Below are 26,082 nucleotides of genomic sequence, written 5' to 3' on the forward strand. Positions count from 1 at the left end.
TGACGGGCCGGGGCCGCGCCTGCCGCGACCGAGCCGGTTCCGGCGGCGGTGAACGGTGGCGGCGCGCCGGCCGCCGACAAGGAACCCGCGCTCGGCACGCGCCCGCCGGACGATCCCGGCGTGACGGACGACGAGGAGGAGGCGCCGCGCCAGCGCTTCCGCGTGTTCTAGGGCGGCGCCCCCCGGCCCCGGGCGCGGCCTGTTGCACTTGCCCCGCCGCGCCCCACCTAGTATGAGGTCCCGCGAGGCCGCATTAGCTCAGTCGGTAGAGCATCGCATTCGTAATGCGAGGGTCGCTGGTTCGAGTCCGGCATGCGGCACCATTCCTCCTCCGTCAGCGTCCTTCGCCCGATGCGCGTAAATGCCCGCGCGGAGCGACTGGCCGCCGCGCCCCACCTAGTATGGGGTCCCTTCAGGCCGGATTAGCTTAGCCGTAGAGCGCCACATGCGGAGTGTGGATGTCGCGTGTTCGAGTCACGCAAGCGGCACCACTTCCAAGCCAAGGAAAAGCACTTCTTCTATTTCTTGATCGCCCAGCGGCCCCGTTCGGTATCGTCCGACGCGGCCAGTTTACCCGATTGCCTGAGCTTCATTGCCGCCCAACGCATGTCGTACTGCCATGTGTAAAACAGGTCGCCGGCTGATCGCAAGTCATTCTCGTGTTTATCCCATATATGCTTGGCAATCGTGACTATCTTCGCTTCACCGCCAAGGTCGTTCAGCGCTGTCAAAATCCACGGCGTTAAATCGCTGCGAGTGACTGACATAGATCAGTGCTCCCTGTCACGCGGCGGATTGGGGTCGTTGCCCGGCGCGACGGTGTCTTTGCTGCGGAAACGGCCATCCAAGCCCTTAATGGTGAGCTCTCCGCCACCCTGCCGACCGAGCATGTCTCTTCCTGCACGTGCGGCGTCACCCTGAGTGTCGTGGAGGCTGGAAGCACGGTCGGCATCGTTGCGCTTATTCACCCACTTGCCGTCGCCCCGCTGGTAGATCGTCCTGTCTCGGTCCTTGCTCATCGGGTTATCTCCAAGATTTGAACATATCAAGAACATACTTCGATTCGCCGCTGAATAGGAGTCTTGGTGCCATAGACAGATGAGGACCATCGAAGGACGTTCTCAGCGCCCCTCCAGCGGCCGCCTGACAGCCTTCCGCACTCGATACCAGTATGTCTGCTCCGCGCCGTGGCTGTCGTACCATGCGCGCTCATGGCGGGCATAAGCTTGAAACTTCGGGCCGGGATAGCTGGTCTACTCGGCCGCGCGCCGCCCGAGCTCGCGCAGGATCTCCTCGCGGTGCTCGTCGAGCACCGGCGGCGCCTTGACCGCGAGCGCGCGCGCGCCGTCATAGCTGACCGGCGTGCGGACGGTGCGGAACGGGCCCATCGTCGGGTGCTCGGTCGCAACCTCGATCTGAAGGTGCTTCGCCTGCGGGTCCTCGAGCGCCTCGTCGGCCTTGTAGACGCGCGCGTGCGGCACGTCCCTCGCCTCCAGCCGCGCGCACCATTCCTCGCTCCGCCGCGTCCGGAAGATCGCCGCGAGCTCGGCGATGAGCGCCTCGTGGTTCTCGATCCGGGCGAAGCGATCGGCGAAGCGCGGATCGTCGAAGAGCGTCGGCCGCTCGATGACCTCGGCGAGGCCCTGCCAGAACTTCTCCGGCGAGGACATGTGGAGCGCGATCCAGCGGCCGTCGGAACATGCGAGCACGCAGGATTGCGACGCGCTCGGCCGGCTGTAGGGCCCCATCACCACGCCCGCCGAGAACCAGTGCGTGAAGGCGTCGATGTTGAAATGGCACATCGATTCCAGCATCGAGACGTGCACCTTCCGGCCCCGGCCGGTCCGGCTCCGCTCGTAGAGAGCGCCGAGAATGCCGTAGGCGGCGTAGAAGCCGGTCATCGCATCGGCGATCGCGGGACCGACCACGCGCGGGTTCTCCGGATTGACGAGAAGGTGGAGATAGCCGCTCGCGGCCTGCGCGACGGTGTCGTAGCTCGGCCGGAGCTTCGAGGGGCCGGATTCGCCGAAGCCGCTGATCGCGCAATAGACGAGCCCCGGATTGAGCGCGCGCAGGCGCTCCTCGCCGGCGCCCATCTTCTCCGCGGCGCCCGGCCGGAAGTTCTGGATGTAGACGTCGGCGCCGCGGATCAGATCGTCGAAGACGGCGCGGTCGGCATCGGTGCGGATGTCGAGCGCGATGCTGCGCTTGTTCCGGTTGTAGGCCTGGTAATGGGGACTGTAGAGGCCGCCCTTGAAGGCGCGGAAGGGATCGCCGGTGCCCGGCTGCTCGACCTTGATCACGTCGGCGCCGAGATCGGCGAGCAGCATGCCCGCCGCCGGCCCGGTGATGAAGGTGCCCTGCTCGATGACGCGCACGCCGTCCAACACGCCCATCTCGTCTCTCCGGTCAGTTCGACTGCGCGGCGGGCGGCGAAGGCGGCCCGTCATAGCTGACCGCCTCGGCGGCGCGGCCGGAGAGCTTGAAGCCGATCGGCCGCGCCATTTCCTCGTGGAGATGGGCGATGAGGCTCGCCGTCCGGGCGAGGATGGGGATGCCCTTCAGGGCGTCGAGCGGGAAGCCGATGTCGAGCGCGACCGCGGGGATGGCGCCGGAGACGTTGATCGGCAGGCTCCGCCCATAGACCTCCGGAATGAGGCCGGCCACCGCCTCGAGCATGGCGACATGCGCGCCCGCGACGCCGCGCTCGCGCGCGAGCGCGAGAAGGCGCTCGGCCCGCGGGTCTCCGCCGGAATGCTGCGGGTGCCCGTAGCCCGGGACCGGGCGCTTCGCCGCCCGGAGCTCGCGCAGGGCTTCCAGCGCGACCTCCCGGGCCGGGCGTCCCTCCGCCTCCGCCCGGGCGACGAGGCCGGCGAGGAACCGCCCGCAGGCCTCCGAACTCCCGAGCACGACGGAACCGCAGCCGAGAATGCCGGCCGCGACCGCGCCCTGCAGGGCGTCCGGCGCGGCGGCGAGCGTCATGCGCGCCGCCTGGTTGCTCGGGACGAGGCCGTGCTCGGCGATCGAGACGAGGAGGGCGTCGAGAAGCATGAGCTGGTCGGCGCTCGGCCGGGCGCCGGTCAGGAGCAGGAAGAAATATTCCGTGAAGCCGACCTTCCCGATCAGCTCGGAGCAGAGATCCATCCCGCGCACGGTGATCGAATGCGCGTCCGACGTGGAAATCGCCGTGAACGCCCCGTTCTGACTGTTCATGCCTTCCTCCTGCTCGTTCCGGCGGCGGGCAGGATCGCGCCGCCCACCGATCATCCGCTCATCCGAAGCTCGTCGCGCCGTTCACGATGAGGACTTCGCCCGAGACGTAGCGGGCGGCCTGCGAGATCAGCATGCAGCCGGCCTCCGCCACCTCCTCCGCCGTTCCGATCCGCCCCATCGGCGACTGCCTCGTCTGGGCCTCCCGCGTCTCGGCGGAATAGTTTCCGATCATCGGCGTCTCCGTCACGCCCGGGGCGACGGCATTGACGCGGATGTTGTCGGGCCCGAGCGCGCGGGCGAGGCTGCGCACGAGGCCCGTGATCGCCGCCTTCGAGGCGACATAGGCCGGCCCGCCATTGCCGGCCGCGCCGCCGATCGGCGCATGGATCACCGCGGTCGAGCCCGTCAGCACGATCGCGCCCGAGCGGTTCCGCCGCATGTGGCGGGCCGCGGCCTGCGCGATCAGGAAGGAGCCGGTCACGTTCACCTCCAGGATCGCGTTGAGATCGGCGGCCGTGAGATCCTCCCACGGCTTGATGGAGTGCCGTCCGGCCCAGTGCATGAGCGCGTCGAGCCGGCCGAAGGCGGCGACGGCGGCATCGACGGCCGCCGCGCAATCCTCCGCCGAGCGGACGTCGCCCTCCCGGAGCGCCAGCATCTCAGGCCGCTCCGGAAAGGCGGCTTCGAGGTCGGCCAGGCGCAGGTCCATGGCGAGCACCCTCTCCCCGGTCGCGAGCAGGTGGCGCACGCAGGCCCTGCCGATGCCGCTCGCGGCCCCGGTGACGAGCACTGTCTGCGAGCCCTGGCGGCTGCTCATCCCGTTCCTCCGGTCTGCGGCCGCATCGGCGCGCGGAAGATGGTCATGCCCGGCCTCCGGTTCAGGCGGCGAGCCGCGGCCTGAACCGCATCAGCACCTCTCCCCTTTGCCGAGCGTCAGGCTGACCGCCCCGACCTCGAGCGTCAGGAAATCGAGGCTCGACCCGTCGAGCGCCTGTACCAGCCGTGCGATCTTCTCGATCTCGTCGTCGTCGAGCACGTCGGAAAGGCTCTTCGCCGGACCCTGCGCCGGCGCGGCACGCGTCTCCGCGCGGCGCGCCGGCGGCTCGCCGCCGATCTGCAGCCGGACCGAGGCATCGCCCTTCTCGAGCGCCAGATAGCGGATGCCGCGTCCGGCGAGCGCCTCCAGCAGGCCCTCGATCCCGCCTGCCGCGCGGGGCATGCCGCGGCCCGTGCGCTGCGCCGCGCGCATGGTCGCAACCTGATCGGCATCCGTGAAGAAGCGGAGAAGCAGGTCCTCCTCGGAGAGCCCCGGTCCGCCATAGATGCGCCGGAGCTCGGCCCGGGTGGCCTGGACCGGCGGCGCCTTCGCAAGCTCGGCCGCGCGCGGGCGCGCCAGGACCCGGTCGCGGATGTCCGGATCGATCGATTCCGCCTCGTCCTCGCCCCAATAGCCGAGCGCGTACTGGACGATCTCGTCGGAGACGGTCTTGTAGCGCTCGCCCGAAAGGACGTTCATCACCGCCTGCGCGCCCATGAACTGGGAGTAGGGCGTGACCATGATCGGATAGCCGAAATCCGCGCGGACGCGGCCGATCTCGTCGAGCACGTCGCCGAGCCTGTCGCCGATCCCGGCCATCTGGAGCTGGAACCGGAGATTGGAGATCATCCCGCCCGGCACCTGGTGGATGTAATGCGCGGCGTCATAGGGAAGCGGCACGCCGACCGGCCGCTTCTCGCGCGCGGCGACCGCGAGGAAATGCGCCTCGACCGGCGGCAGCACGGATTCGTCGAGGTCCGTCCGGTAGCCGAGGACGCGGGCGTTCCGCGCCACGGCGAAGGTCGACGGGTTCGACGAGCCCTCAGCGAGCGGGGGCACGGCGGTGTTCACCGTCCGGATGCCGAGCCGGATCGCCTCGAGCGTGCAGAGCCCGCCGAGGCCGGTGTTGCAATGGGTGTGGAACTCGACGGTGATGCCGCCGACATTCGCCAGGATCGCGGGGACGAGGGTCTGCAGCCGGTCGGGCGTGAGCAGCGCCCCCGGATCCTTGAGGCAGATGCGGTAGGGCCGCAGCGCCGCCGCCTCGCGCGCCTTGCGGGCGTAATAGTCGTCGGTGTGGCGGGGCGAGATCGAGAAGATCAGGTTGAGGACGGTCCTGATCCCCTCCTTCCGGGCCATCTCGACATGGTCGCGCCAGCCGGCCGGGTTGTTGGAGGAATCGGAGGTCCGCACCTCCTGGATCCCGTAGGCGCCGATCCGCTCGTACCACATCTCCTCGACCGCCCGCGGCGCGATCTGGAACGAGCTCAGATAGCGTCCCCGGATGATGCGGAGCGGCGTGGCCGGAACGGTCTGGCGGGCGAGGCGCAGCCGCTCGAACGGATCCTCGAGCAGCTCGCGCACCATCTTCTTCTCGAAGCTGTTGGCGTGGATCTCGATCGCCTCGAAGCCGGCGCGGTCGAGGTAGGGAAGCGCCGGCAGCATCTCGCCGGTGCGCATGCCGGTCGCCCACAGGCTCTGCTGGCCGTCGCGCACGGTCGTGTCGACGAACTTCACGTCATCCATGCCGGGAGACTCCGCCGACCGGCGCCGCGCGATCCGCCGTCATGAGCGCGCGAGCTCCGGCAGGAAGGTGATGATGCCCGGGAAGATCGACATGATGACCATCCCGAGCACGATGATCCATGCGAAGGGCCAGGCCGCCCGGAAGAGCTCGCGCGTCGGCATTTCCGGCACCGCGCTCTTGAAGGCGTAGAGCGTGTAGCCGAAGGGCGGCGTGATGCCGCCGACCGTCGCGACGATCAGGATGAGCGACCAGAACCAGATCGGGTCGTAGTGATAGAGCTGCACGACCGGCTGGTAGATCGGCGTGAGCACCATCAGCACCGACACCGAATCCAGAAACATGAAGAGGACGAAGGGCACCGCCAGGAGCACGAACAGCATGGCGGCGTAGGAGAGGTCGAGATGGATCACGAAGTCGCCGAGCGCGCGCATGGCGCCGGTCATGATCATGAGCTGGCTGAACATCGTGGCGCAGGCCATGATCGCCAGCATGATGCCGGCGACCGTGATGCCGGAGACGACGGATTCCTTCACCATCCGCACGTTCAGGCCGCCATAGCAGAGGGCGAGCAACGCGGCCCCGGCGACGCCCGTCGCGGCCGCCTCCGTCGGGGTGGCGATGCCGAGCATGATGAGGCCGACCACCAGGAAGAAGATGAGCGAGACCGGCATCATGCGCAGCACCGCCATGAAGGCGCTGCCGCGCGTCGCCGGATCGCGCAGCTCGCCCGCCACGTCCGGCGCGAGCGCGGGGTTGAGCCGGACGCGGATGAGCACGTAGGCGAGGAAGAGCACCATCAGGAGCAGGCCCGGCACGATGCCGGCGATCAGCAGCTTGCCGGTCGAGATCTTGGCGAGCGAGGCGATGATGATGGCGAGCACGCTCGGCGGGATGATCGGATCGAGGCTGGCGCCGCCGAGAATGGTGCCGGCGGCGAGATTGCGGTCGTAGCCGCGCGCCTGCATGGTCGGGAACAGCGAGCGCCCGAGCAGGCCCGCGACCGCCATGGCCGCGCCCGCGAGCGCGCCGCATATGGCCGAGAGCAGGATGCAGAGCACGTATTGCCGGCCGCGTATGCCGCCGACCAGCCGGTCGAGCGAATCGAGCAGGACGTTCATCGTGCCGGAGCGGAAGAGCAGCTCGCCCATCAGGATGAAGAGCGGGATCGCGGCAAGCTCGGCGAGCGTCGTCGTGGTGAAGATGCTGTTGGCGAACATGCCGAACCCGGCCGGCCCGATCAGCACCAGCACGCCCGCCACGTTGAGGATGAGGAAGGCGACGAAGATCGGGACGCCGACCACCATCAGGGAGAGCAGCAGAGCGAGCCCTCCCGAGAGCATGACCCACCAAGTCACGACTGCACGATCTCCGCGGTCTGGTACGGCTCGCCCCGCGCGAAATGGCGGATGTAGTGGATGCCCGCCGAGAACAGCCCGTAGGGGATGGCGATCGACAGCATCCATTTCTGGATGCGCCACTCGTTCACCGTCTCGATCCCGGTCGTGAACTGGGCGTAGGTGGCCTTCATGCAGAACGCGGCACCGAGCAGGCAGGCCACGGCGGCGACGACATAGGTGCCGCGCTGGATGAGCGTGGCGTCGCGGATCTTCAGCGTGTCGAGGAAGATGCTGATGAAGATGTGGACCCGCTGGCGCGAGAGCTCGGGCATGGCGAGGAAGACCATGTAGCAGAGCATGTAGGAGACGAGCGAGGACGCCCAAGTCGTGGGCGAGGCCAGGAAGTAGCGGGCCACCACCTCGTAGCAGTAGGACACCACGATCACGAGAAGGCAGACGCCGGAGAGGACGAAGCCGAGCCGCGTCAGCCCGTCATGCAGGGCCGCGGCGCGGCCGGGGAGGGTCGGCCGCACCGCAGCGCCTGTCACTGCGCCATGCCCTTGCTGCGCGCGAACTCGAGCAGCTCCTTGGTGGCCGTCGGGTTCTTCTCGGCCGCCATCGCCCACAGGCTGGTCGACCAGGCCTCGCGGAGCTTCGCCTTCTGCGCATCGCCCATCTCGGTGATGGTCATGCCCTTGGCGAGCAGCGCATCCTCTTCCTTCTTCCAGACCGCGGGCGATTCCGCGTACCAGGAATCCTCGATGTCGTGGCCGACCTTCGTGATCGCGTCCTGGTCCGCCTTGTCGAGCGCGTTCCAGGCGTTGAGGTTCATGAAGATCGGCTCGTAATTGACGCCGAAGGCGGGGCGGAGGAGGTACTTGGCGACCTCGTACCAGTTGTAGTCGAGCGCGCCGATGATGGGCCAGGCGGCGCCGTCCACGAGGCCCTTCTCGAGGCCGGTATAGATCTCGCTCGGCGGCAGCACGACGAGCACGCCGCCCAGCATCTCGATGACGCCCTTGTAGGTGAGGCTGCCGCGGATCTTGCGGCCCCTGAGGTCGCCCTCCGGCGAGACCGGCTGGCGCAGGATGATGTGATAGGCTCCCTCCGGGGTCACCGGCAGGACCACGAGCTTCAGGCCGAACTGCTGGTAGTGCTTGTCGAGGACGTCGAACAGGCCGGATTCGCGCACCTTGGCGAGGTCGCCCTCGAGCGCGTCGGCGACCGTCATGATCGGGCTGGTGCCGAAATGGTAGGCGCCGTGCGTGAAGAGGAAATCGAACACGCCGGCCCCGACCGGCTCGACCTGCTCGAAGGGCGGCACCGCCTCCGGACCGCTGATCGAGATCGAGACCCGGCCGTCCGTCGCCTTCTTCACGGCCTCGACGAACGGGTCGAGAATGTAGGGATTGTAGGCGTAGTTCTGGTCCCAGCTCGACAGAAGCCGATATTCCTTGGCGGATGCAGGGGCGGATGCGGGCAGCGCGAAGAGCGCCGCGGAGACCGCCAGGGCAAGCGACCGGATCAATCTCATCATTCCCTCCTTCAACCGGCCGCGTGGCGACCTTCCACGGAGGCTATCCCGTGTTTTGGAACGTCGTCAATTTTTTCGTACACATCCGCCTGCCATGCCGAAAATTAGCGCATATGCTGCTGAAATGTACCGGTAATTCCCCGCTTTCCATTGTCGCGGAGATTGTGCACAAATTGGTTCGCGGTCTCCGGAGGATGCCGCGACCGGCCGCGGCGCCCGGCCCAGCTAGCTAGGATGCGCGCCGGAGAGGATCGCCGATGAGCCCTGTCGAGAGGTTCGACTATGTCGTGGTCGGCGCCGGCTCGGCCGGGTGCGTTCTGGCCAACCGGCTGACGGAAGACCCGGCCTGCTCGGTGCTGCTGCTCGAAGCCGGCGGGTGGGACCGCGATCCCTGGATCCGCATCCCGATCGGCTGGGGCCGCATCATGCAGCGGCGCCTCCACGACTGGGCATACGACACGGAGCCGGACGAGCAGCTCGGCGGCCGCACCATGGAATGCACCCGCGGCAAGGTGATCGGCGGCTCGTCCTCGATCAACGCCATGGCCTATGTCCGCGGCAATCGCGGCGACTACGACCGCTGGGCGGGCTACGGACTGCCGGATCTCGGCTATGAGCGCGTGCTGCTCTACTTCAAGCGGCAGGAGACCTGGGAGGAGGGGGAGACGCGCTATCGCGGCGGCTCCGGTCCGCTCTTCACGACCCGGTCGACCTACCGCGACCCGCTCGCCGATGCCGGCATCGAGGCGGGGCGCGGCGCGGGCTTCCCCTTCACGGCGGACTATAACGGCGAGGAGCAGGAAGGCTTCGCCGTCCTGCAGCAGACGATCCGGTCCGGCCGGCGGTGGAGCGCGGCCGACGCCTATCTCCGTCCCGCCCTCGCACGGAAGAACCTGACGGTCCGCACCGGCGCCTTCGTCACCGGCCTCGCGCTGGACGGCGACCGGCTCGCCGCCGTCCGCTACGCCTGGCGGGGAGAGGAGCGGGACGTCTCCGCGGCGAGCGAGACCGTCCTCTGCGGCGGGACGATCAACACGCCGCAGATCCTCATGCTCTCCGGGATCGGCGATCCCGAGGCGCTCGGGCGGGCGGGGATCCGGACGCGGGTCGCCCTGCCGGGGGTCGGGCGGAACCACCAGGACCACCTCACGGTCGCGCTCGAGTTCGAGCGGAACGGCGCCGGCCCCTTCGTCGAGCACATGCGCGCGGACCGGCTCGCGACGAGCCTCGCCGAGGGCTATCTTCTCGGCCGCGGCTTCGCGACCAATCTGCCCTCCGGCTGGACGGCCTTCCTTCGCACGCCTTCGGCAAGGGGCCTGCCGAACATCCAGCTCATCTTCCGGGCCGTGCCGATGACCGCCGGCCCGTGGTTCCCCGGCCTGCGCGCGCCGTTCCGGGACGGCTTCGCGATCCGCGCGGTTCTGCTGCGGCCGGAAAGCCGGGGCCGGATCGCGCTCCGTTCGTCCGATCCCGCGGATCCGGTCCGCATCCACCAGAACCTGCTCGCCGCGACCGCGGATCGCGCCATCATCCGCGAGGCGCTCCACCTCGTCCGCGAGGTGGCGAACCAGGCCGCGATGCGCCCCTTCATCGCGCGCGAGATCGCGCCGGGCCCCGAAGGCTGGACCGAGACCGGGCTCGCGGACCACATCCGGCACCACGCCGCCACTGCCCACCACCCGCTCGGCACGTGCCGGATGGGCGCGGACGGCGACCCGGACGCGGTGCTCGATCCGGAGTTCCGGGTCCGCGGCGTGCGCGGCCTGAGGGTCGTCGACGCCTCGGCGATGCCCGATCTCGTCGGCGGCAACATCAACGGGCCGGTGATCATGCTGGCCGAGAAGGCGGCTGACTACATCAGAGGTCGGGCGTCCGCCTCGGCCGCGGGCGGCCCGGGCACGGCGCCGCCGGCCGCAGCTCAGCGCGCTGACGGCAGGTTCGGGAAGAGCGAATCGGAGAGCGTGCCGACATAGTCGAGCACCTCCTGGGAGCCGAGCACGTCGGCATATTTCGCGTCGAGATCGAAGAGGCTCACGGCGTGGCTTGCCTGGCTGCGGTCGAAGCAGCCGTCCTCGACCACGATGGAGCGGAAGTTGAAGCTGAACGCGTCGACCACGGTCGCCCGCACGCAGCCGCTCGTCGTGGTCCCCGTCACGATGACGCTGTCGCAGCCGAGATAGACGAGATAGCTCGCAAGCTGCGTCCCGAAGAACGCGCTCGGCTTCTGCTTCCGGATCACGATGTCCTGCTCGGCCGGCGCGATCTCGGCGACGATGTCGTTGTGGCCGAAGGCCTGCGGCGCCGGCGCGACGGCCTCCTCGCTCCGCCGGTTCTTCCACGACCAGCTGCAGGCGTCCCAATTGTCGGGCCGCACCTCCCCGGCCGAATAGATCACGGGGATGCGCTTCGCGCGGCATGCCTCGGCGAGGCGGCCGATGACGCCGATCGCATCCCAGCTCTCCGCCCCGGAGGAATTGCTGAAGCGCCTGATGGATTCGAGGATGGGCTCGGGCCGGTCTCCGGTGAAGCCGTAGGTCACGTCGATCACGAGCAGGGCCGGACGCTGCCCGAAGCCGTTGCGGGCGCCATAGCCCGCGGCCGCGATCACCGCCTTGTCCCGCTCCGTCAGAAAGCTGTCCCAGATGCGCGCCATTCCTGCCTCCGATTCCGTCGGACAGCCGGGCACCTAGCACAGCTTACAGGCGCCGCGCGATCCGCCTCTTCGGCTTCGGCGCGTCGGCGCGGGCGGGCGGGGCGTCTCAGGCGATCGCGCGGCCGTGCCGCTGCGCGTCGGCCTCGATCTCCGCCTCCTCCGCCTCCACCAGCTCGTCGAGGCTCATCGGGCGGGCGAAATAGTAGCCCTGGGCTTCCGAACAGCCGGCGGCGCGCAGAATGCCGACCTGCTCCTTGGTCTCCACGCCCGAGCCCGCGACCTCCATGCCGAGCGACCGGCAGAGGCTGCAGATGGCGCCGAGCACGGCATCGCTCTGGCGGTCTTCGCGTACGTTCGACAGGAACATCTTGTCGAGCTTCACCTTGTCGAACGGGTAGCGCGACAGCAGCCCGAGGCTCAGCGTGCCGACGCCGAAGGATTCCATCACCACCTTCATGCCGTAGCCGCGCATCCGGCGCAGCCGGTCGAAGGCGATCGCCTCGTTGCGCCCGAGTATGCCTTCGTTGACCTCGATCTCGATCCGCGCCGGATCGAAGCCCGCCTCCTGGAAGGTGTCGCGGATGAAGGCGTCGATTCCCTCGCGCTTCAGTTGCGCGGCCGAGAGGTTGAGGGAGATGCGCCGGCCGAGCGGCATGCGGCCGCAATCCTCCGCCGCCTGGCGGATCACCCATTCGCCGATCGGGATGACGAGGCCGGTCTCCTCCGCGATCGGCACGAATTCCGCAGCCGGGACGAGCCGGCCGTCCGGCAGGCGCCAGCGGATCATCGCCTCGTAGCCGGTCACCGCGCCGGTGGCGAGCTCGACCTGCGGCTGGTAGACGAGATCGAAGCTGCCCTGGACGAGCGCCTCGCGCAGCCCCCTCTCGAGCATCCTGCGCGCGGCGAGATCCTCGGCCATCTTCGGGTCGAAGAAGCGCCAGGTCCGTTTCCCGTCGCTCTTCGCGCGGTAGAGCGCGAAATCGGCGTTCCGGCTCAGCGTCTCGATATCGGTGCCGTTCTCGGGCGCGACGGCCACCCCGATCGAGCAGCCGATCAGCACCTCCTGCCCGTCGACCCGGAATGGCGCGCAGAGAAGCGCGAGGACGCGCTCCGCGATCACCGCGAGCAGGCTCGACTGCGAGATGCCGGGAACGACGAGGGCGAACTCGTCTCCGGAGATCCGCACGACGAGGTCGTCGCCGCGCACCGAGCCCTTCAGCCGCTTGGCGGCCGCCTGCAGCACGCTGTCGCCGACCTGGTGGCCGAGCGTGTCGTTGATGTTCTTGAAGCCGTCGAGGTCGATCATGAAGAGCGCCGTCTTGCGCCCGGCGGCCTGGTCGCGCGGCATCGCCTCGGTCAGGAACTCCTCGAAGCGCTTGCGGTTGGCGAGGCCGGTCAGCTCGTCGTGAAGCGCGAGGAAGCGGATCGCCTCGTTCTCCTGCACCAGCTGGCGCGCCCGATAGGTGAAGCCCGCCATGAACGAGAAGAAGGTGATGGCGGCGACGCTGCCGCTGTAGAGAAGCTCGCGCATGAACGCCTGGCGGAGCGCCATGGCCTCGCCGCGCTGGTCGAAGCGCAGCGCGACCCGCGTGCCGCCGGAGGAGGCCGGCAGCACGACCCAGCTCCGGTACGGGAATCCGTCGAGCCAGCCGATGCTGCTGTCCGAATAGGCCCGCTCCTCCTGCGCCTCCGGCGGCAGGCCGGCGGCGTCCGCCTGCGTTCCGAGCGCAGCGCGAAGGTCCTCGCCGGCGCGCGCGGAGGTGTCGCCCAGGGGGACGACGCTTCCGCCCGGCGAAAGCAGGAGCGCGGCATCGACATTTGCGGCCTGCGGCAGGTCCGCGAAGAGGTCCGCGACCGATGCCGGGTCGGGCGCGGCGCCGTCGAGGCGTGCCTCGATGCTCTGGCGCCAGAGTTCGGCGGTACGCAGTGCATCCTTGGCGAGCAGACGTTCCAGGAAGCTGAAGCCGATGGCGGAGATCGCGACCACGATCAGGACCGATGCCCCGCCTACCCCCATGAAGAACAGCGCACGCCCGACAATTGCTCGTTTCACGCCCGTGCCCCTCGTCCCGGCCGACAACCGTTTTGCCGGCCAGTATCCTTTAGCAGCAAGGAACTTAGACTTGCTTGAAACGAATCTTATGCTCTGGAAGAACTTGGAACGCGGTTAAGGAGACGTGATCAGCCTTCCTGGATCACGGGCTCTTCCGAACCGGCGACCGGCTCCTTGATCTCGCGGCTCGGCGCGCCGAACAGGAAGCCTTGGACCGTCCGGCAGCCGGCCGCCCGCAGCATCGTCATCTGCTCCTGGGTCTCGACGCCCTCGGCCGTGATGTCGACGCTGAGGCTGCGTCCGAGGCCGATGATGGAGGCGATGATCGTCGCCACGCCGGCATCCTCGGAGAGCTGGGCGACGAAGCTCCGGTCGATCTTGATCTTGTCGAAGGGAAAGCGCGTCAGGTAGGCGAGGCTCGAATAGCCGGTGCCGAAATCGTCCATCGCGATGCGCACGCCGAGCGCCTTGAGCGCGTCAAGATTTGCGAGCGCATCCGGGGCCTGGCCCAGCAGCACGCTCTCCGGCACCTCGATCTCCAGCCGCTCCGGCGGCAGGCCGGTTTCGCCGAGAATGCGCGCGATGCGCTCGACCACGCCCTCGGCCCTGATCTGAGCCGGCGACAGGTTGACGGCGACGGTGCCGCCGTCGAGCCAGGTCGCGGCATCCTGGCAGGCGCGCTGCAGCACGCGCTCGCCGACTTCGTGGATGAGCCCGGTGCTCTCGGCGACGGGAATGAACTCCATCGGCTGCACGATTCCGGCGTCCGGCCGCTCCCACCGCACGAGCGCCTCGTAGCCCCGGATCTTGCCGGACGCGAGGTCCATCTGCGGCTGATAGAAGACGACGAACTCGTCCTTCCGCAGTGCCTCCCTGAGCTCCTGCTCGAGTGCTGCGCCGCGGCGCACCTCGGACTGGAGCTCGGTGTCGAACACCCGGATGCCGCGGCGGCCTTCCTGCTTCGCGCGATGGAGCGCGAGGTCGGCGCCGCGAAAGAGGAACTCGGAATCCTCCGCGTTGACCGGATAGAGCGCCAGGCCGGCCGAAGCACCCGTCCGGATCGACACCTCGCCGACCTGGAACGGCTCCGCCAGCGCGTCGACGACGCGCCCCGCCGCATCCCTGAGGGAGCGGGCGTTCACGTCGCCGCAGAGGATCACGCCGAATTCGTCGCCGGAGATGCGGCCGACCTCCGTGCCCGGTCCGGCGGCCTTGCCCATGCGCGCCGCGGCCTCCCTGAGGACGGCATCGCCGGTGCCGTGTCCCCAGGTGTCGTTGATCTCGTGGAAGCGGTGGAGGTCGACCAGCATCAGGCCGACCTGTCCCTCCGCCGCCCCGGCGCGCGCGACGGCGGCCTTCAGGACGTCGAGAAAGCCCTGCCGGTCGAGCGCGCCCGTGAGGGCGTCGGACGATTTCGGCCCCATCATCGTCACGACGGTCTTGCCGGAGGCGCGCACCAGGACGGCGATCGCCCCGATCGCGGCGATCGCCACGGTCAGCCAGAACAGGGGGGTGTTGCCCGAACGGTGCGCCAGCAGGAGCGCGATCCCGGCGAGCACGGCGATGGCAAGCGAGCGCGACTTCGGTGTCATGGCGACCCTGTCCGGACGAGTTCGGTCCAAGATCGCCGAGCGCAGTAAAATTTGTCTTAGCTGGCGGCGAGTTACGCCCGCCGTCTACTCGGCCGCCTCGCTGCCGAGCTTCTCGTCCTGGACCTTGAGCGTATCGAGCCGGGGCATCGAGACGATGTTGTAGCCGGCATCGACGTAATGGATCTCGCCGGTCACCGCGCGCGAGAGATCGCTCATCAGGTAGGCGGCGGCGCCGCCGACATCCTCGATGGTGACCGACCGCCGCAGCGGTGAATTCCGCCGCTGGTAGTTGAACATCAGCCGGGCGTCGGAGATGCCCGCGCCGGCCAGCGTCCGCACCGGGCCGGCCGAGATCGCGTTCACGCGGATGCCGGCCTCGCCGTAATCGACCGCGAGGTACCGGACGGAGGCCTCGAGCGCCGCCTTCGCCACGCCCATGACGTTGTAGTTCGGCATGACGCGGACCGAGCCGGCATAGGTCAGGGTGAGCATCGATCCGCCCGCCGGCATCAGCGGGGCCGCGAGCCGGGCGACCTCGGTGAAGGAGTAGCAGGAGATCAGCATCGTCCGCGCGAAGTTCTCGCGCGAGGTGTCGGCGTAGCGGCCCTTCAGCTCCGCCTTGTTGGAATAGGCGATGGCGTGGACGAGGAAATCGAGCGTGCCCCATCGCTCCGCGATCGCGCCGAACACGGCATCGAGGGAGGCGCGGTCCTCGACGTCGCAGGGAAGCAGGAAGTCCGATCCGATCGAGGCGGCGAGCGGGGCGACCCGCCGGCCGAAGGCCTCGCCCTGATGCGTGAAGGCGATCTCGGCACCCTCGGCGGCGGCGGTCTTGGCGATGCCCCAGGCGATTGAATGATCGTTCGCCACGCCCATCACGAGCCCGCGCTTGCCCTCGAGGAGTCCCGTCATCTGCCGCCTTTCAGCCGTCGTAGCGCTGGAACACCAGCGTGGCGTTGGTGCCGCCGAATCCGAACGAGTTCGAGAGCACGCAATTGATCTCGAGATCGTCGCGCCGGCGGCGCACGATCGGCATGTCCTCGAACTGGGGATCGAGCTCCTCGATATTGGCGCTCTCGCAGATGAAGCCGTTCTTCATCATGAGGAGCGAGTAGATCGCCTCCTGCACGCCGGTCGCGCCGAGCGAGTGGCCGGTGAGCGACTTGGTGGCCGCGATCGGCGGGCAGTCGTCGCCGGAGCCGAACACGGCCCGGATGGCGTCCATCTCCTTGAGGTCGCCGATCGGGGTCGAGGTGGCATGCGGGTTGATGTAGTCGATGCGCTCGCGGACGGTCGAAAGCGCCATCTTCATGCAGCGCAGCGCGCCCTCCCCGGAAGGCTGGACCATGTCGTAGCCGTCCGAGGTGGCGCCGTAGCCGACAATCTCGCCGTAGATCTTCGCGCCGCGCGCCCGGGCGTGCTCGAGTTCCTCGAGCACCACCACGCCGGCACCGCCCGCGATGACGAAGCCGTCGCGCGCGGCGTCATAGGCGCGCGAGGCCTTGGCGGGCGTATCGTTGAAGCGGGACGACATCGCGCCCATCGCGTCGAAAAGGTTGGAGAGCGTCCATTCCAGCTCCTCGCCGCCGCCGGCGAAGATGATGTCCTGCTTGCCGAGCTGGATGATCTCGTAGGCGTTCCCGATGCAGTGGTTGGAGGTCGCGCAGGCCGACGAGATCGAGTAGTTCACCCCCTTGATCTCGAACGGCGTGGCGAGCGTCGCCGAATTCGTCGACGACATCGCCTTCGGGACGGCGAAGGGACCGATCCGCTTCGGCCCGCCCTTTTCGCGCGTCACGTCCGCGGCCTCCACGATCGCGCGGGTGGAGGGGCCGCCCGATCCCATGATGATTCCGGTGCGCTCGTTGGAGACGTCGCCCTTCTCCAGCCCGGCATCGGTGATCGCCTGCTGCATGGCGATATAGTTCCATTGCGCGCCCCGGCCCATGAAGCGCGTCACCCTGCGGTCGAGCGATTCGGCGGGGTCGGGACTGGGCGCGCCATGCACCCGACACCGGAAGCCGTGGTCGGCATAGGATTGCGCGAAGGAGATGCCCGAGCGGGCCTCGCGCAAACTCGCAAGCACTTCCTGCGTGTTGTTCCCGATCGAGGATACGATCCCCATGCCGGTGACGACCACCCGTCTCATGGCGCTCTCCTTACGCGCTGTGTGGCGGACCCGCCGGACGCAATGGCGTTTCGCTGCGGTCGACGTCAACCGGTCTCGGTCTTGAACAGACCGACGCGAAGGTCCTTGGCGCTGTAGATGGTGGTGCCATCCGCCTTGAGCCACCCGTCTGCGATGCCGAGCGTGAGCTTGGAGCGGACGACACGCTTGAGGTCGACGCCGTATTCGACGAGCTTGACCGACGGCAGCACCATGCCGGAGAACTTCACCTCGCCGACGGAGAGCGCCCTGCCCCGCCCGGCGCCGCCGAGCCAGCCCAGGAAGAAGCCGAGCATCTGCCAGAGCGCATCGAGGCCCAGGCAGCCCGGCATCACGGGATCGCCCTTGAAATGGCAGGCGAAGAACCACTGGTCCGGCCGCACCGCCATTTCCGCGCGCACCAGCCCCTTGCCGTACTCGCCCCCGGATTCAGCGATCTCCGAGATCCTGTCGAACATCAGCATGGGCGGTAGCGGTAGCTGCGCGTTGCCCACACCGAACAGCTCACCACGTCCGCAAGCCAGCAGATCCTCGTATTCGAAACGTGTTTGGCGATCCGTCATGGCTTGTTCCGGCTCTCCCTCTCTCGCGCGCAAACGGCGGCTTTCGACGGCAGTTCCTAACACATGCCCCTGCAGGGCGAAACGCCGCGCGGGGCGCGGAAGAGCCGCGGTTGTCGACCGTCATCCATTTCGCATATAAGGGGACGATTTTCCGTTCCGAGTGATCGCACACCGCATGGCGCATCTTGTTTCATCCGCGAGCACCGAGGAGGGCGAGGCCATGCCGGAGCGTCTTCGCGTGGCGGGGCTCCGCCCGACACGGCAGCGCGTCGCGCTCGGGCAGCTTCTGTTCGCCCGGGGACATCGCCATGTTTCCGCCGAGGAACTGCACGCGGAGGCCGAGGCGCGGGGCGTGCGCGTATCGCTCGCGACGATCTACAACACGCTGCACCAGTTCACCGAGGCGGGCCTGCTCCGCCAGGTGACGATCGATGCCAGCCGCACCTATTTCGATACCAATGTCGGCGAACATCACCATTTCTTCGTGGAAGGCGAGAACCGGCTGATCGATTTCGGCGGCGAGATCGACATCAGGCGCCTGCCGGAGCCGCCCAGCGGCATGGAGATCACCGCGGTCGAGGTGGTCGTTCGCGTGAAGCCGCTCTCGGACTGAGCGCTCAACCCTTTACGATTTCGGCCGGGTAGACGCCCCAGAGGCGGTCCTGCTCGATCCAGCCGGCATAGTTCTCTCCGGTCAGCCGGCACCACGAGCCGTTGCACGATTCGACGTCGGCCATGACGCCGGGCTCGAGATAGGCGACGACGGCCGCGCCCGGATCCGGCGCGGCGCGGAGCGCGAACTGGCCCTCCTTCTCCCACGGCGCCACCATCGCGGTGCGCCGGCCGGACAGCAGGCTGTGCCAGATCCAGCCCTCGTCGCCCGCCGAGTCGCGCACCTTCCGCCAGTTGTCGTATTCCTGGATGATCTCCACCGGCAGCCCGGCGCGGACGAAGATGAACGCGATGTCGTATTCCTGGCCCGGGCCCCTGCGCACGTTGATCCGGCTCGATTTGAGGCTGACGAATCGCGGCAGCGGCAGCCCGCTGGGCCCTTTCGTCGTCTGCGCGAAGGCGGGCGATGCGACGAGCCGCGGCGCGCTCGGGAGCGACGGCGCGAGGAGGGCGGCAAGCGCGGCGAGGGTGAGAGCTGAACGCCGAATCATCGAGCGGAGATTAGTCGGATTTGTTCCGCCTTGCGACCGGCCGGTTCGGTCCCCGCAAGGGCCCGGCGGGCGCCTCGGCGCGGGCCTTTCCTTGCGTTTGGCATGCCGTTTGATAGACATCCGGCAGGATGGGGGGACGCGCGGGAGGTATGCCGTCAATGACTAGGACGAAGCCGCTCGTCATCGTGACGCGCAGGCTGCCCGAGCCGGTCGAAACGCGCATGCGCGAGCTCTTCCAGACCCGCCTCAACATCGACGACCATCCGCTCAGCCAGGCGGAGCTGGTGGAGGCGATGCGGAGCGCCGACGTGCTCGTCCCGACCGTCACGGACCGCATCGACGCCTCGATGCTCGCCCAGGCCGGCGAACGGCTCAGGCTCATCGCTCATTTCGGGACGGGGGTCGACAATATCGACATCGATGCGGCGGCCGCCCGCGGCGTCACCGTCACCAACACGCCCCGCGTCCTCACCGAGGACACGGCCGACATGACGATGGCGCTCATCCTCGCGGTGCCGCGCCGGCTCGTGGAAGGGGCGCGCATCCTGGTGGAGGGCCGGGAATGGAAGGGCTGGTCGCCGACCTGGATGCTCGGGCGCCGCATCTGGGGCAAGCGGCTCGGCATCGTGGGCATGGGGCGGATCGGCACGGCCGTCGCGCGCCGCGCCCGCGCCTTCGGCCTTTCGATCCACTATCACAACCGACGCCCGGTCGACGCCGCCACCGAGGAGGAGCTCGAGGCCACCTACTGGGACAGCCTCGACCAGATGCTCGCCCGCATGGACTTCGTCTCCGTTAACTGCCCGCACACGCCGGCGACCTATCACCTCTTGTCGCGGCGCCGGCTGAAGCTGCTGCGGCCCGACGCGATCCTGGTGAACACGGCGCGCGGCGAGGTGGTGGACGAGGCGGCCCTCATCGAGATCCTGGAGGAGAACGGGATCGCGGGCGCGGGCCTCGACGTCTTCGAGCACGAGCCCGCCGTCAACCCGCGCCTCCTGAAGCTCGCCCGCCACGGCAAGGTGATCCTGCTGCCGCACATGGGCTCGGCCACGATCGACGGCCGCATCGAGATGGGCGAGAAGGTGATCATCAACATCCGCACCCTGATGGACGGACACCGGCCGCCCGACCGGGTGCTGCCGTCGCAGGTCCGCGCCTAGCGGCTCCTGCGCCGGTAGCGGATCTCCTCGAAGCGCTGCGCGAGCGCGTCGTAGAGGAGGAGCCGGCCGACGAGCGGATCGCCGATGCCGGCGACGAGCTTCAGCACCTCCATCGCCTGGATCGAGCCGAGCACGCCGGTGAGGGCGCCGAGGATTCCCGCCTCGGCGCAGCTCGGCACGAGCCCCGGCGGCGGCGGCTCCGGAAAGAGGTCGCGATAGGAGGGATTGTCGCCGCGGAAAGGCAGGAGCGTCGTGACCGAGCCGTCGAAGCGGCCGACGGCGGCCGTGACGAGCGGCCTTTCGAGCGCGGCGCAGCGATCCGCCACGAGGAACCGCGTCTCGAAATTGTCCGAGCCGTCGGCGACGAAATCGTAGCGGCCGAGGATCGCGTCCGCGTTCGCCGCATCGAGGCGAACGGGATGCGTCTCGACCGCGACATGCGGGTTGAGGGCATGGAGCGCGGCGGCGGCGCTCTCGACCTTCGGCACCCCGATCGATGCGGTCGCGTGGATGATCTGCCGCTGCAGGTTGGAGAGCGAGACAAGGTCGTCGTCGACGAGGCCGATCGTGCCGATCCCGGCCGCGGCGAGATAGAGCGCGACGGGGGCCCCGAGCCCGCCGGCGCCGACGATCAGGACGCGGGCGCGCCGGAACGCCTGTTGCCCGGCGCCGCCGACCTCCGGCAGGACGATATGGCGCGCGTAGCGGGCAATCTCCTCCGCGGAGAGCGCGCCCGGTCCGCCGGCGTTATCCGTCATGGCCCTCGATGATGATGAGGTCCGCCTCGCTCACCGGGATGCGCAGGGCACGCGCGTCCTGGTAGCCCGAATCGTGGAAGCATGCGACGGCGGCCTGGTAGCTCGGGAACTCGACCACGACGTTGCGGGCGCGGGCGGCGCCTTCGGCCACCTCGTGCCGGCCGCCGCGGATGATGAAGCGGCCGCCGAACCGGGCGATCGGCTCGCCGTTGGCGGCCATATAGGCCTTGTAGGCCTCCGGATCGTGAACATCGACCCGGGCGATCCAATAACCTTTCGCCATTCCCGGTCTCCCCGCTTCAGGCGGCGCGGACCGTCAGGGCCCGCCGCCTTCCACGATGACGATCTCGCCTTCGCTCGCCGGAAGGCGGAAGCTCCGCGCCCGCTGGTAGACCGCGTCCTCGTAGCAGGCGACGGCCGCATCGTAGCTCGGGAACTCGATGACGACGTTGCGGGCCCGGCCCTGCCCCTCCATGGCGCGGCAGCGGCCGCCGCGCGCCAGGAACTTCCCGCCGTGCCGGGCGAACGCTTCCGCGGCGCCCTCGACATAGGCCTTGTAGGCTTCGGGATCGCGAACGTCCACGCGCGCGATCCAGTATCCCTTCGCCATTCTCACCTCCAGGTTTCTGCCGCCGCGATCTCGTCGAGCATGGCACGGGCGGCGGCGAGCGGATCGCCGGCCGCCACGATCGGCCGGCCGACGACAAGGCAGTCCGCGCCGGCCCCGATTGCCTGCGCGGCCGTCATGACGCGCTTCTGGTCGTCCGCGGCCGCGCCGGCCGGGCGGATGCCGGGGGTGACCAGGAGCATGTCGGGACCCACGGCCGCCCGCACCTTCGCCGCCTCCCGGGCGGAACAGACGATTCCGTCCATGCCCGCGGCGCGGGCGTCCTTTGCGCGCCGGAGCACCAGTTCGGCCGCCCCCGCGGCATAGCCGGCCGCCGCGAGATCGGCATCGTCGAACGAGGTCAGCACCGTGACCGCGAGCAGGCCGAGCGAACCGTCCGCCGGCCGGGCGGAGACGGCCGCGCGCATCGCCTGCGGGTAGGCGTGGATCGTGGTGAGCGTCACGCCCAGCCCGGCGATGCTCTTAACGCCGCTCGCCACCGTGTTGTCGATGTCGAGCAGCTTCATGTCGAGAAAGACGCGCTTGCCCGCTTTCACCAGGTCCGGGACGAGCGCCAGCCCGCCCGCAAAGGCGAGCTGCATGCCGATCTTGTAGAAGCCGACCTCCTCGCCGAGGACGCGGACGAGGTCCGCGGCACCGCCGGAGGTCGGGACATCGAGCGCGACGATGAGGCGGTCCCGTGGCGTCCTCGGGCGGAAGCGTTCCCCCATCTTCAGATCTTCCGGAGCGCCACTTCGACGATGAAGTGGTCGTCGTTCTTGCGAAGGATCAGCTCGGCGCGCGGCCGCGTCGGCAGGATGTTCTCGCGCAGGTTCACCAGGTTGATGCGTTCCCACAGCCCCTGCGCGACGCTTGTCACCTCCTCCTCGCCGAGGCTGGCATAGCGGTGGAAGTAGGAGCGCGGGTCGCGGAAGCGGGTTTCGCGGAGCCGCATGAAGCGTTCCATGTACCAGCGCTCGATCGCCCGTTCGTCGGCGTCGATATAGATCGAGAAGTCGAAGAAGTCGGAGACGAACGGAACGGCCTTCCCGTCGGGCGGCGGATCGCTCGTCTGGAGCACGTTGAGGCCCTCGAGGATCAGGATGTCCGGCTTCTCGATGGTGATCATCGCGCCGGGCACGATGTCGTAGACGAGATGGGAGTAGACCGGCGCCGAGACGCGCGGCGTGCCGGCCTTGATGGCGGCGAGGAAGGCGAGCAGCGCGGAGACGTCGTAGCTTTCGGGAAAGCCCTTGCGCTCCATCAGGCCCTCGGCCTCGAGCACGGCGTTCGGGTAGAGGAAGCCGTCGGTCGTCACCAGCTCCACGCGCGGCCGCGACGGCCAGCGCTTCAAGAGCTCGCGGAGGATGCGTGCCGTGGTCGACTTGCCCACCGCGACGGAGCCGGCGATGCCGATGATGAAGGGGGTCTTGCCGTCGCGGATGCCGAGGAAGCGCTGGGTGGCGTCGAAGAGCCCCTGCGTCGCCTCGACATAGAAGGCGAGGAGCCGCGAGATCGGGAGGTAGACCTCCTCGACCTCCTCGAGCGAGATCGGGTCGTTGAGCGACTTGAGGCTCGCGACCTCCTCCTCCGAGAGGGTCATCGGCGTGTCGGCGCGGAGCTTCGCCCAGTCCTCCACCCGGAAGACCCGGTAGGGGGAGAGGTTGGAGCGGGCGAGCTGGTCCATTACGCTTCGGACCTCCGGGACGCCTTCTCCTGAAGGCCGGTCTGGGCGGTGCGCCGTCCGAGCTCCTCCGTGACGTCTGCGAGCGGCACGCCCGCCACGTGGAGAAGCACCAGGAGATGGTAGAGGAGATCGGCGGATTCGGAGACGAGATGGCCCTTCTCGCCGGAAACGGCCGCGAGCGCGGTCTCGACCCCCTCCTCGCCGAGCTTCTTGGCGCATTGCTGCACGCCGCGGCGCGCCAGGCTTGCCGTGTAGGACTGCGGGTCGCCGGACGCCGCGCGGCGCGCGACGATCTCCGCCAGGTCCTCGATCGTGAACGCTGCCATCCAGCCGCCTTTCCGGGGACTTCTTACGCCCTAACCCGCCGCACTGGTAGCCCGGCGGCCCGCATCCGCTCCTTCACGTCGGCGATCGTGCAGGTGCCGAAATGGAAGAGCGAGGCGGCGAGCACCGCGGCGGCATGGCCGTCGCGCACGCCTGCGACGAAGTCGTCGAGGCTTCCGGCGCCGCCCGAGGCGATCACCGGCACGTGCACCGCGTCGGCGACCGCCCGGGTCAGCGCGATGTCGAAGCCGGCCCTGGTGCCGTCGCGGTCCATCGAGGTGAGCAGGATCTCGCCCGCCCCGAGCGCCACCACCTCGCGGGCGTAGCCGACCGCATCGATGCCGGTGGGGCGCCGCCCGCCATGGGTGAAGATCTCCCAGCGCGCCGGCTCGCCCTCGCCCGAGACGCGCTTGGCGTCGATCGCGACGACGATGCACTGGTCGCCGAACTTCTCGGCGCCGCGGGCGACGAAGGAGCGGTCGGCGACCGCGGCCGTGTTGATCGAGACCTTGTCCGCCCCGGCGAGGAGGAGCCTGCGGATGTCGTCGACCGTCCTGACCCCGCCGCCGACCGTGAGCGGCACGAAGCACTGCTCGGCGGTCCGCGCCACCACGTCGAAGAGCGTGGCGCGCTCCTCGTGGCTCGCCGTGATGTCGAGGAAGCAGAGCTCGTCCGCCCCCGCGGCGTCGTAGGCCTTCGCGGCCTCGACGGGATCGCCGGCATCGACCAGGTCGACGAAGTTGACGCCCTTGACGACGCGGCCGTCCTTGACGTCGAGGCAGGGTATGACGCGAGCTTTGAGCATGGCGGGAGATAGCGTTTCCGCGCTCCATAGCGCGACCGGCGGCGCCGGCCAAACCGAAATGTGACATGCACATGCAGCGGCCGCGCATTCGCCTCGCGCTCCGCCCGCGCGGGGCTGGCCGGATGCGGGCGGCGCGGATGCCCGCGGAAGCCGCTTCCGAATGCGGCCGGACGGCCCGTGCTCAGTGCGCCTCGTCCCAGTTCCGCGCCGCGCGGGCGTCCACCTTGAGCGGCACGGCGAGCTTCACGGCAGGCTCCGGGGCGTGCTCCATGACCTTCGTGACGACCGGAAGCGTCGCCTCGACCTCCTCGTCCGGCACCTCGAAGATCAGTTCGTCGTGGACCTGGAGCAGCATGCGGGCGCGGAGGCCCGCCACCTCGAGCGCATCCTCCATGCGGATCATGGCGCGGCGGATGATGTCGGCGGCCGAGCCCTGGATCGGCGCGTTGATCGCGGCGCGCTCCTGGAACGCGCGCAGCGACGGCTGCGAGGCCCGGATGTCGGGATAATGGGCCCGCCGGCCGAACAGCGTCTCGACATAGAGCCGCTCGCGGCAGACGCGCTTGGTCTCCTCCATGTAGTCGCGGATGCCGGGGAACCGCTCGAAATAGCGCTTGATGTAATCCCCCGCCTCGGTGCGGCCGATGCCGAGCTGCTGGGCGAGGCCGAAGGCCGAGATGCCGTAGATGATGCCGAAATTGATCGCCTTCGCCCGCCGGCGGACCATCGGGTCCATGCCCTCGATCGGCACGCCGAACATCTCCGAGGCCGTCATGGCGTGGATGTCCAGCCCGTCGGCGAAGGCGCGGCGGAGCTGCGGGATGTCGGCGATATGGGCGAGGACACGGAGCTCGATCTGGCTGTAATCCGCCGAGACGAGCTTCCAGCCGTCCTCGGCGATGAAGGCGGTGCGGATCGCGCGGCCTTCCTCGGTGCGGATCGGGATGTTCTGGAGGTTCGGCTCCGAGGAGGAGAGGCGCCCCGTCGTGGTGGAGGCGAGCGAGAAGCTCGTATGGATGCGGCCGGCCGCGTCCATGTGCTGGGGCAGCGTGTCGGTGTAGGTCGACTTGAGCTTGGTGAGCTGGCGCCATTCCACGATCTTCTTGGCGATCGGGATGCCCTCGGCGGCGAGGTCGTCGAGCACCTTGACGTCCGTCGACCAGGCGCCGGTCTTGGTCTTGCGGCCGCCCGGCAGGCCCATCCTGCCGAACAGGATGTCCGAGAGCTGCTTGGTCGAGCCGATGTTGAAGGTCTCGCCGGCGAGCTCGTGAATCTCCGCCTCGACCGCCGCCGCCTTCTGCGCGAAGGTGCCGGACAGGCGGGAGAGGATCTGGCGGTCGACCTTGATGCCGCGCCGCTCCATGCGCGCGAGCACGGGCACCATCGGCCGTTCCAGCCGCTCGTAGACGCGCGTGACGCCCTCGGCCGGCAGCCTCGGCTTCAGCACCCGCCAGAGCCGCAGCGTGACGTCGGCATCCTCGGCGGCATAGCAGGTCGCGCGGTCGATCGCCACGCGGTCGAAGGTGATCCCGGCCTTGCCGCTGCCGGCAACCGACTTGTAGGTGATCGGATCGTGCTCCAGCAGCTCCTTGCAGAGCCCGTCCATGCCGTGGCCGGGCCGCCGCCCGGAATCGAGGGCGTAGGAGACGAGCATCGTGTCGTCGAAGGGCGCGACCTCGATCCCGCGTTCCTTGAAGACGAGCCAGTCGAACTTCATGTTCTGGCCGATCTTGAGGACCGCCGGATCCTCCAGCAGCGGCTTCAGCGCGGCGAGCGCCTCCGCCTCGGGGATCTGGGTGTAGTCCGCCGGCTCGGCCGCCGCCCCGTCCGCCTCGCCCTCCGCGAGCGCGACCGCCGCGCCGGCGCCGTCTCCCGCGGCCTTGCCGCGCCCGCCCGATG

At 69.0% G+C, this 26,082-nt stretch carries 28 protein-coding genes and 1 tRNA gene; 5 read left to right on the forward strand and 24 right to left on the reverse strand.

Annotated features, from left to right (window positions below):
- The first annotated feature begins 48 nt into the window (after positions 1–48).
- Together E4O86_RS23830 and E4O86_RS15550 are read left to right on the forward strand one after the other, a co-directional pair.
- Positions 49–171, forward strand: coding sequence for a hypothetical protein (locus tag E4O86_RS23830; RefSeq protein ID WP_281351623.1), 123 nt, complete (start codon positions 49–51; stop codon positions 169–171).
- 76 nt (positions 172–247) lie between these two features.
- Positions 248–323 (forward strand) — tRNA-Thr (locus E4O86_RS15550).
- A 195-nt stretch (positions 324–518) separates the two neighbouring features.
- On the opposite strand, the gene E4O86_RS15555 is transcribed toward E4O86_RS15550, so the two are convergent.
- The 9 genes from E4O86_RS15555 to dctP all read right to left on the reverse strand — a co-directional run bounded on the left by E4O86_RS15555 (position 519) and on the right by dctP (position 8,648).
- A complete protein-coding gene (locus E4O86_RS15555; protein ID WP_161141473.1) occupies positions 519–767 on the reverse strand; it encodes a hypothetical protein in 249 nt (82 codons plus the stop codon).
- Between the two features lie 3 nt (positions 768–770).
- Positions 771–1,019, reverse strand: coding sequence for a DUF2188 domain-containing protein (locus E4O86_RS15560; RefSeq protein ID WP_161141474.1), 249 nt, complete (start codon positions 1,017–1,019; stop codon positions 771–773).
- Positions 1,020–1,253: 234 nt separating this feature from the next.
- Positions 1,254–2,396, reverse strand: a complete 1,143-nt coding sequence (locus tag E4O86_RS15565) for a CaiB/BaiF CoA transferase family protein (protein ID WP_161141475.1) — start codon at positions 2,394–2,396, stop codon at positions 1,254–1,256.
- Positions 2,397–2,409: 13 nt separating this feature from the next.
- Complete coding sequence (locus E4O86_RS15570; RefSeq protein ID WP_161141476.1) at positions 2,410–3,213, reverse strand: citryl-CoA lyase; 804 nt, start codon at positions 3,211–3,213, stop codon at positions 2,410–2,412.
- Positions 3,214–3,271: 58 nt separating this feature from the next.
- A complete protein-coding gene (locus tag E4O86_RS15575) occupies positions 3,272–4,030 on the reverse strand; it encodes an SDR family NAD(P)-dependent oxidoreductase (RefSeq protein ID WP_161141477.1) in 759 nt (252 codons plus the stop codon).
- A gap of 90 nt (positions 4,031–4,120) precedes the next feature.
- Positions 4,121–5,776: a biotin carboxyl carrier protein gene (locus E4O86_RS15580; protein WP_161141478.1), complete on the reverse strand. Its 1,656-nt coding sequence runs from the start codon at positions 5,774–5,776 to the stop codon at positions 4,121–4,123.
- A 39-nt stretch (positions 5,777–5,815) separates the two neighbouring features.
- The gene (locus E4O86_RS15585; RefSeq protein WP_161141479.1) at positions 5,816–7,132 is read right to left on the reverse strand and encodes a TRAP transporter large permease subunit; all 1,317 of its coding nucleotides are present in this window, start codon (positions 7,130–7,132) and stop codon (positions 5,816–5,818) included.
- On the reverse strand, positions 7,129–7,647 hold the full coding sequence (locus tag E4O86_RS15590) for a TRAP transporter small permease subunit (RefSeq protein WP_161141480.1): 519 nt from the start codon (positions 7,645–7,647) through the stop codon (positions 7,129–7,131). Before E4O86_RS15590 ends, E4O86_RS15585 begins: the two co-directional genes overlap by 4 nt.
- 11 nt (positions 7,648–7,658) lie before the next feature.
- Positions 7,659–8,648 (reverse strand): TRAP transporter substrate-binding protein DctP, encoded by a 990-nt coding sequence (gene dctP, locus E4O86_RS15595; protein ID WP_161141481.1) that lies wholly within the window; start codon positions 8,646–8,648, stop codon positions 7,659–7,661.
- A 257-nt stretch (positions 8,649–8,905) separates the two neighbouring features.
- Here dctP and E4O86_RS15600 point away from each other — a divergent pair, with 257 nt between their 5' ends.
- Positions 8,906–10,621 carry a GMC family oxidoreductase gene (locus tag E4O86_RS15600; RefSeq protein WP_161141482.1) on the forward strand — a complete coding sequence of 572 codons (1,716 nt, stop codon included), beginning with the start codon at positions 8,906–8,908 and terminating at the stop codon, positions 10,619–10,621.
- Here the strand turns inward: E4O86_RS15600 and E4O86_RS15605 are convergent.
- The 6 genes from E4O86_RS15605 to fabA all read right to left on the reverse strand — a co-directional run bounded on the left by E4O86_RS15605 (position 10,567) and on the right by fabA (position 17,676).
- Positions 10,567–11,301 carry an isochorismatase family protein gene (locus E4O86_RS15605; RefSeq protein WP_161141483.1) on the reverse strand — a complete coding sequence of 245 codons (735 nt, stop codon included), beginning with the start codon at positions 11,299–11,301 and terminating at the stop codon, positions 10,567–10,569. The two genes, E4O86_RS15600 and E4O86_RS15605, sit on opposite strands and share 55 nt — an antisense overlap.
- A gap of 106 nt (positions 11,302–11,407) precedes the next feature.
- On the reverse strand, positions 11,408–13,354 hold the full coding sequence (locus E4O86_RS15610; RefSeq protein ID WP_161141484.1) for an EAL domain-containing protein: 1,947 nt from the start codon (positions 13,352–13,354) through the stop codon (positions 11,408–11,410).
- A 128-nt stretch (positions 13,355–13,482) separates the two neighbouring features.
- Complete coding sequence (locus tag E4O86_RS15615) at positions 13,483–14,946, reverse strand: putative bifunctional diguanylate cyclase/phosphodiesterase (RefSeq protein WP_161141485.1); 1,464 nt, start codon at positions 14,944–14,946, stop codon at positions 13,483–13,485.
- An 84-nt stretch (positions 14,947–15,030) separates the two neighbouring features.
- Positions 15,031–15,858, reverse strand: a complete 828-nt coding sequence (gene fabI / locus E4O86_RS15620; protein WP_161141486.1) for an enoyl-ACP reductase FabI — start codon at positions 15,856–15,858, stop codon at positions 15,031–15,033.
- Between the two features lie 10 nt (positions 15,859–15,868).
- On the reverse strand, positions 15,869–17,095 hold the full coding sequence (gene fabB, locus E4O86_RS15625; RefSeq protein WP_161141487.1) for a beta-ketoacyl-ACP synthase I: 1,227 nt from the start codon (positions 17,093–17,095) through the stop codon (positions 15,869–15,871).
- A 65-nt stretch (positions 17,096–17,160) separates the two neighbouring features.
- On the reverse strand, positions 17,161–17,676 hold the full coding sequence (gene fabA / locus E4O86_RS15630) for a 3-hydroxyacyl-[acyl-carrier-protein] dehydratase FabA (RefSeq protein ID WP_161141488.1): 516 nt from the start codon (positions 17,674–17,676) through the stop codon (positions 17,161–17,163).
- Between the two features lie 220 nt (positions 17,677–17,896).
- On the opposite strand from fabA, the gene irrA reads away from it, so the two are divergent.
- Positions 17,897–18,289 carry an iron response transcriptional regulator IrrA gene (gene irrA / locus E4O86_RS15635; RefSeq protein ID WP_161141489.1) on the forward strand — a complete coding sequence of 131 codons (393 nt, stop codon included), beginning with the start codon at positions 17,897–17,899 and terminating at the stop codon, positions 18,287–18,289.
- Positions 18,290–18,293: 4 nt separating this feature from the next.
- Here the strand turns inward: irrA and E4O86_RS15640 are convergent, their stop codons facing one another.
- On the reverse strand, positions 18,294–18,839 hold the full coding sequence (locus E4O86_RS15640; RefSeq protein ID WP_161141490.1) for an SH3 domain-containing protein: 546 nt from the start codon (positions 18,837–18,839) through the stop codon (positions 18,294–18,296).
- A 158-nt stretch (positions 18,840–18,997) separates the two neighbouring features.
- Here E4O86_RS15640 and E4O86_RS15645 point away from each other — a divergent pair, with 158 nt between their 5' ends.
- Positions 18,998–20,002 carry a 2-hydroxyacid dehydrogenase gene (locus E4O86_RS15645; RefSeq protein ID WP_161141491.1) on the forward strand — a complete coding sequence of 335 codons (1,005 nt, stop codon included), beginning with the start codon at positions 18,998–19,000 and terminating at the stop codon, positions 20,000–20,002.
- Here E4O86_RS15645 and moeB read toward each other — a convergent pair.
- The 8 genes from moeB to polA all read right to left on the reverse strand — a co-directional run.
- A complete protein-coding gene (gene moeB / locus E4O86_RS15650) occupies positions 19,999–20,760 on the reverse strand; it encodes a molybdopterin-synthase adenylyltransferase MoeB (protein ID WP_161141492.1) in 762 nt (253 codons plus the stop codon). The two genes, E4O86_RS15645 and moeB, sit on opposite strands and share 4 nt — an antisense overlap.
- On the reverse strand, positions 20,750–21,043 hold the full coding sequence (locus E4O86_RS15655) for a DUF1330 domain-containing protein (protein ID WP_161141493.1): 294 nt from the start codon (positions 21,041–21,043) through the stop codon (positions 20,750–20,752). Before E4O86_RS15655 ends, moeB begins: the two co-directional genes overlap by 11 nt.
- 33 nt (positions 21,044–21,076) lie before the next feature.
- Positions 21,077–21,370, reverse strand: a complete 294-nt coding sequence (locus tag E4O86_RS15660) for a DUF1330 domain-containing protein (RefSeq protein ID WP_161141494.1) — start codon at positions 21,368–21,370, stop codon at positions 21,077–21,079.
- A gap of 2 nt (positions 21,371–21,372) precedes the next feature.
- Positions 21,373–22,098, reverse strand: a complete 726-nt coding sequence (gene pyrF / locus E4O86_RS15665) for an orotidine-5'-phosphate decarboxylase (protein ID WP_161141495.1) — start codon at positions 22,096–22,098, stop codon at positions 21,373–21,375.
- A gap of 2 nt (positions 22,099–22,100) precedes the next feature.
- Positions 22,101–23,054 carry a type I pantothenate kinase gene (coaA, locus tag E4O86_RS15670; protein ID WP_161141496.1) on the reverse strand — a complete coding sequence of 318 codons (954 nt, stop codon included), beginning with the start codon at positions 23,052–23,054 and terminating at the stop codon, positions 22,101–22,103.
- Positions 23,054–23,380: a phosphoribosyl-ATP diphosphatase gene (locus tag E4O86_RS15675; protein ID WP_161141497.1), complete on the reverse strand. Its 327-nt coding sequence runs from the start codon at positions 23,378–23,380 to the stop codon at positions 23,054–23,056. The genes coaA and E4O86_RS15675 overlap by 1 nt, the downstream gene beginning before the upstream one ends.
- Before the next feature lie 23 nt (positions 23,381–23,403).
- The gene (gene hisF / locus E4O86_RS15680) at positions 23,404–24,183 is read right to left on the reverse strand and encodes an imidazole glycerol phosphate synthase subunit HisF (RefSeq protein WP_161141498.1); all 780 of its coding nucleotides are present in this window, start codon (positions 24,181–24,183) and stop codon (positions 23,404–23,406) included.
- 181 nt (positions 24,184–24,364) lie between these two features.
- Positions 24,365–26,082: DNA polymerase I (gene polA / locus E4O86_RS15685; protein WP_161141499.1), on the reverse strand; the 1,718-nt coding region annotated here is incomplete at its 5' end.

It is taken from the genome of Propylenella binzhouense (genome assembly GCF_009866965.1).
In the GTDB taxonomy this organism is placed as follows: Bacteria; Pseudomonadota; Alphaproteobacteria; order Rhizobiales; family Afifellaceae; genus Propylenella; species Propylenella binzhouense.